This is a genomic window from Shewanella sp. 0m-6 (assembly GCF_052977325.1).
In genome coordinates, this window is sequence record NZ_JBRIMD010000057.1 from 1 (window position 1) to 4,730 (window position 4,730).

General features: G+C 45.2%; 5 protein-coding genes and 1 pseudogene. All 6 read right to left on the reverse strand.

The genetic code is table 11. The features are described 5' to 3' along the window. Positions 1-106 precede the first annotated feature (106 nt). A complete protein-coding gene (locus ACVBJC_RS20230; RefSeq protein WP_447162706.1) occupies positions 107-718 on the reverse strand; it encodes a thiol:disulfide interchange protein DsbA/DsbL in 612 nt (203 codons plus the stop codon). A 129-nt stretch (positions 719-847) separates the two neighbouring features. Continuing rightward, positions 848-1,876, reverse strand: a complete 1,029-nt coding sequence (locus tag ACVBJC_RS20235) for a serine/threonine protein kinase (protein WP_447162707.1) — start codon at positions 1,874-1,876, stop codon at positions 848-850. An 82-nt stretch (positions 1,877-1,958) separates the two neighbouring features. Continuing rightward, on the reverse strand, positions 1,959-2,255 hold the full coding sequence (locus ACVBJC_RS20240) for a DUF3630 family protein (protein ID WP_447162708.1): 297 nt from the start codon (positions 2,253-2,255) through the stop codon (positions 1,959-1,961). 49 nt (positions 2,256-2,304) lie between these two features. Beyond that, positions 2,305-3,768 (reverse strand): protein adenylyltransferase SelO, encoded by a 1,464-nt coding sequence (locus ACVBJC_RS20245; protein ID WP_447162709.1) that lies wholly within the window; start codon positions 3,766-3,768, stop codon positions 2,305-2,307. Between the two features lie 60 nt (positions 3,769-3,828). Beyond that, the gene (locus ACVBJC_RS20250) at positions 3,829-4,122 is read right to left on the reverse strand and encodes a hypothetical protein (RefSeq protein WP_447162710.1); all 294 of its coding nucleotides are present in this window, start codon (positions 4,120-4,122) and stop codon (positions 3,829-3,831) included. A 122-nt stretch (positions 4,123-4,244) separates the two neighbouring features. Then, a pseudogene (locus tag ACVBJC_RS20255) lies at positions 4,245-4,730 on the reverse strand (hypothetical protein); the annotation flags it as partial.

Genomic DNA, 4,730 nt, shown 5'->3' on the forward strand with positions numbered 1-4,730 from the left:
AACAGTAAAACCAAGGCCTCAACGGTATGCCAAAAATAAAAATGCCGTTCACCTTAAGTGAACGGCATTAGAGCCTATTGGCTCCTTTTTTATCTAGCGTCGTAAATTACTTTTGCGTCGCTAGGTAGTAAGCAATATCAAGTAGCTCTTGGTAAGACTTGATTGCACCCGTTTCAACACGATATTTACCGTTTACAACCAATGCGGGTACGCCAGCAATTTGTGCATTTTCAGTGTCACGCTTCATTTTAGACATCTGCGCATTCACCATAAATGATTTAGCTGCTGCATCGAATGCTTTAGGATCGACACCGTTAACAACGAAAAGCGCTTTGATATCATCAAGGTTAGTGAAGTTCTGCTTCTTGTCTTGGATTGCTGAAAACAGAGCGTGCTCCATCTTCTCTTCAATCTTTAGTTGGTGTGCGATAGCAAAGGCACGTGACATCTCTACGCCCATTTGACGACCGATGAACTCAACGTGGTTCTGCTTGAAGGTAACACCTTCTGGCAAGGTTGCTTTAATCTTTGGTACCTGCTCTTTAGCGAAGGTATAGCAATGTGGGCAGTAGAAAGAGAAAAACTCGGCAATCTCTGGCTTCGCTGTACCAGGACCTTCGTTAATTACCGTGTAATGCACACCTTCTTCATACTGAGCTGCCATCGCTGCCATAGGCGCCATCAATAGTGCAAATGCAACCAATAAAGCTTTTTTCATCTTGATTCCTTTTGATGCTAACACAGCATCACGCTAATTATTTGGATATAACATAATGTGCTTTGGAGTCGACCTCAAGCGCAAAAGTTCATTTTTCTGTTACAAAATACGAGCATCACCCGTTTAAAATCAATATTGTGGAATTAAACTTAGCGGTGGCTCATCCAGCACTGCTAACTGCTCTTTAAAGGCTAAAATCTGTTGTTCCCAATATTTATCCTCAGCAAACCAGGGGAAGTTCATTGGAAAAGCAGGGTCTGCCCAACGACGACTAAGCCATGCATTGTAATGCAGCATGCGCATCGCTCGCAGCGGTTCAACCAACTGCAACTCACGACTATCGAATTCACAAAACTCTTCATAGCCTTCGAGTAACACCTCAAGCTGTAATAACTGCTGCGGTCTGTCTCCGGCAAGCATCATCCAGATATCTTGCACTGCAGGCCCCATCTTGGCGTCATCGAGATCGACAAAGCCTGGCCCCTCTGGCGTCCACAAAATATTACTCGGATGTAAGTCGCCATGCAGACGTATTGAGCGATAGCTATCTGGTAACCACAAAGCTGACGCTTTTTCTAAGATCTGCTCAACCACTGTAAAGTAAGGCAGCTCTAAACTCGCTGGAATATGACCAGAAGCTTTAAGCCAACTGAGAGACTCTTCACCCAATAATTTCGGTGACATCACATCACGGTATTTAAAGTCAGCCTGCTTTGAGTATTGGTGAATACGGCCAATAAAACGCCCCACCTGTTCTAACTGGTCAAGGTTATCGACTTCAAATGCACGGCCACCGATTGAAGGAAACAATGCAAAACGAAATCCTTGATATTCATGCAATGACTTGCCATCAATAATCACTGGGGTGGCGATAGGCACTTCATGCTCAGCAAGCGCTGCAGAGAAGTCATGCTCCTCTTGAATTTGCGCATCAGTCCAACGCTCTGGACGATAGAACTTAACCACATAACGTTGCCCTCTATCACAGCGAAACTGATAAACCCGGTTCTCGTAGCTGTTTAATGCTAAAAGACCGGTTTCAGGATAGATCCCTAAGGTTTCAATTGCGGTTAAGATTAAATCGGGCGTTAATGCCTGATAATGAAAAGCCGAACCTGACTCTTTTGCTGTTGCTGATTGAGGAGGATTTATATTCATATCATTATGCTCAATTGTGAATGGCATCGAGGAAGCGATTTCATTCAAACTCTAAAATATATTCATGCTTATATAACACGATTTATAGCAAGTAAGGCTTCATCAATTCTGCTAAATAAACCAATACCTCGAACTCATCTTCTCTGTCTGTCGACAACCAACAGATATCACCATAAAACTCATAATGTAGCTGCAGGTGTGAGCCTTCAAACTCCAGTAGCCACTGATGGCGATCTGCGCCCCATTGCCTCTCAACCACTCGGCAATCTAATACTTTGGCAAAAGGCTCGGCAAACAGTTCAAATTGCTCAAAGTCGATATCTGCCTGTACCGATAAGCTTAAGGTTTCGCGCTCTAATTTAATTGAGGTTAATTGCATTAGTTTACTCTTATTATTCTATGTGTATCGATAAACACTCGCCTGCAGTTTAACTACTACAAGACATGATCAGCCCTTGCCCCCAATCTGGTGGACGCTTAGCTAAATCCTCAAACTCTAACTGTTCATCAAATGGGTTCTGCAACAAGCGCTGCAGATTATGCAGTGGCTGAAGGTCGCCCTGTTCAACGGCGATTATTGCCTCTTGTGCAAGATAATTGCGCAAAATATATTTAGGATTCGTCTGGTTACGCTCACGCTGCCAAAGCCCGACCTCATCAAGCTTGCCGATCCGCATTTGATAGGCCTGATACCAAGTATCAAAACCATTAAGATCGACAAAATCATCACGTAAAGAGGAATGACTAGAATTGGGATCTAACTGACCGAATCGACGCCAGGTATTGGTATGATCTAAATGATTACGCTCCATCAGCGTAGTGAAGCCACCTATGAGTGTTAAATCATAGTTATCCTGCTCTGTTACCACTTCAGGGGCAGCCTCAATGGCTGTTAGACCTAATTTAGCCCGCATCAAGACTAAATAATGCGTTACCAATTCCTGTTGATATTGATCCAGTGCAGCAACCAGAACGTCAGAAGGAATGATGGGCGACAATGCCTGTGCTAACCGTTGCAAGTTCCACAGGCCAACTCCCGGCTGCTGACCAAAAGCATAACGCCCCTCTGGATCGGAGTGATTACAGATAAAGTCTTCTTTAAACGTATCTAAAAAAGCAAACGGGCCAAAGTCGAAACTGTCACCCAGTATCGACATATTATCGGTGTTCATCACCCCGTGGGCAAAACCTATCGCTTGCCAGTGAGCAATCATCTTAGCGGTATCGGCAACCACACGAGCAAACCAGGCCTTGTAGCCAGCAGCGTCGCAACTTAAATCTGGGTAATGCTGCTTAATCGTAAAATCGAGTAACTGCTTCAGCTTCTCTGGGGCTCCGCGCTGGCTATGGCAAAAAAACTCAAAGTGTCCGAAACGAATATGGCTTTTGGCTAGGCGAACTGTGATTGCGGCAGTTTCTTGGGTTTCCCGCCATACAGGCAAGTCGGAGCCAATAACCGCTAACGCACGGGTGGTTGGAATGTGAAGATGATGCAGAGCTTCTGAGATCAAAAATTCACGCACGGCAGATCGCATCACTGCACGGCCATCACCATGGCGAGAATATGGTGTTGGTCCACCGCCTTTTAAGGCCACATCCCACGCGCCTTGCGGCCCTATCGCTTCACCAAGAATAATCGAGCGACCATCACCGAGTTGCGACGAATAGCCACCAAATTGGTGACCACTATAGACCTGTGCATAATAGCTTGCCCCCTCAATACTCGCATTACCAGAAAGCCCTTGCAGCAGCTCATCTGTAGGCTTATCTAACCCAATGAGAGCCGCCGCATCTTGGCTCCAGGCAAGCCAGTGCGGATCACTGATCCCCAATGGAAATACCTGTGAGTAGAAGTCTGGCAGTTGTTCAAAAAAATCTTGTTTTAATCGCATATGCCTTCCTAGAGTGTTTTGAATTCTGGCCGAATCAACAGCTATAAAATAGAGCTGAGATTACATGTCTGAAGTGATCACGCTTTGACAGCTCAACAACTCCCCTTGCGCTTCGCACTGATAACCACACACATAGTGGCCATCGGTAACGCCACTTAAACGAATAAGCCCCTTGCCTTTCGCATGGCACTGCTCGATGGTCTCATAATAGCCCGTTATAAATTCGCCAGACTGCTCAACGCTTGGTTTAGTCTGGCTGTCAGGGTAATACATTAGCGTCCATTCAGGAGACTGAGTGCAAGCAATCAGACCTATTGAAGCCATACCTAGTAAACACAGCGAACGAAAATTCATGCAATATTTCCTCTAAATAAAAAGGCGAAGTCCCAATGCAAGTCAGGAGTTCGCCTCTTTGCTAACCAATCTGCTTATTCTACACAGCTTAGTTAGTGATTAATTGTTTTTAGCTGTTAAAGCTATTTATTCGCTTTTGCCTTGGCTTTCTCGATACGCGTAATTCGCCCCTCAAACCCAGTAACCGTACCATCTGCAAGACCGTATTCAATTGCGGTTTTACAGATTGAAATCGCGCTATCGAAATCACCGTTATCATTAAGCAAGGTCGATAAATGCATCATGCCTGTGCCTTTAACTTCTGCATTAGGGTTCTTTGCCTTAAGGCCTTTGACATATGCGGCAAACAGTTCAAGGTAATCTTGAGACAAGCTTGCACCATACTGCACATACTCATTCAACTTGCGCTGCTTATAACACTCTGCGATGACGCCTGACAGCGCGAGGTGTTGCTCTGTGACGCCATTGGCAGCGACAAGGTCGCTGGCAGCCTTAGCCAATTTCGGGTTTGCCCATGATAGGTCTGCTGTCGCTTCTGGTTTAGCTTCTGGTTTAGCTTCTGGTTTAGCTTCTGGTTTAGCTTCTGGTTTAGCTTCTGGTTTAGCTTC